This window comes from Paenibacillus agaridevorans (assembly GCF_003112455.1).
Taxonomy (GTDB): domain Bacteria; phylum Bacillota; class Bacilli; order Paenibacillales; family Paenibacillaceae; genus Pristimantibacillus; species Pristimantibacillus agaridevorans.
The window spans coordinates 76,172-77,141 of sequence record NZ_BDQX01000051.1 but is presented as its reverse complement, the minus strand read 5'-3'; the positions used below and the strand labels follow the sequence as shown (position 1 = coordinate 77,141).

Genomic DNA, 970 nt, shown 5'->3' with positions numbered 1-970 from the left:
CGGCAGTTGCGGCTGTCAAAGTTTCGGCAGCCGATCGTTCCGCGCTGGGAAGCGCGATCGCGGCTGCTCGTGAATTACATGTAGGCGCCGTCGAGGGTTCTTCGCCGGGACAATATCCAAGCGGCTCGAAAGGCGTATTGCTGCAAGCCGTTATGGCTGCCGAAGCCGTCTACGCGCAGACGGATGCCACCCAACTTGCCGTAAATGAAGCATTGGCGACGTTGTCGGCTGCAGTTCAATTGTTTAAAAACGCCGTCGTTCAGCAGCCGTCCGTGAACAAAGAGGAGCTGCGTTCCGTTCTGGACCAAGCCCGTTCGCTGCTGGAACGTTCGTCGGCGGGGACGAAGGTCGGTCAATATCCGCAAGCCGCGGCTGATGCGCTGGGCGCGGCGATTGCGACCGCCGATTCGGTATACAACGACAGTCAGTCCCAGCAGGCGGTAAACGAAGCTGCCACGCAACTGGAGCAAGCTGCATCCGTCTTCCGCGGCAGCCGGATTACGCTTGTAGCGGGCGAGTCGAACGTAACGCTAAAGACATTGTCGATCGTCGCGGGGTTCTTCGGGGTAACCGCTTCCGATGAAGGCTGGAGCGACATAGAGGCGGCAGACTTGCTGGATGAAGGGGAAATCACGATTCAATCGCTGGCAGCCATTGCACGCATGATTCTATCGGATTGGTTCCATGAACAATAAAGCAGGAGTGAACAGGCTTATGTCTCGGAAAAGCAGTTTGTTAATCATGGTGTTCATGCTCCTCTGCTTGGCTATCGCGCCGGGGCAGCAGACATCGGCAAAGGAGGCGGACGGCTTCGTGCTGTCCGTCGCCGAAGCCGGGGATCGGATAGACGTTACCGTTACGTTAAACGATGCCAAGGACATGTATGCTTACGACCTTGTTCTTAAGTTTGATCATGTAAGGCTGGCCTACAAGGATGCGAAGTTATCGCTGCCCGGCTTTGCCGTGAAAC

Annotated in this window: 1 protein-coding gene and 1 pseudogene; both read left to right on the top strand. The window is 56.7% G+C overall.

Features of this window, described 5'->3' with window-relative positions; genetic code table 11:
• Window positions 1-695: pseudogene (locus PAT3040_RS36785) on the top strand (FIVAR domain-containing protein); the annotation flags it as partial.
• A gap of 19 nt (window positions 696-714) precedes the next feature.
• A partial coding sequence (locus tag PAT3040_RS36780; protein ID WP_181376451.1) for a cohesin domain-containing protein occupies window positions 715-970 on the top strand: 256 nt, incomplete at its 3' end.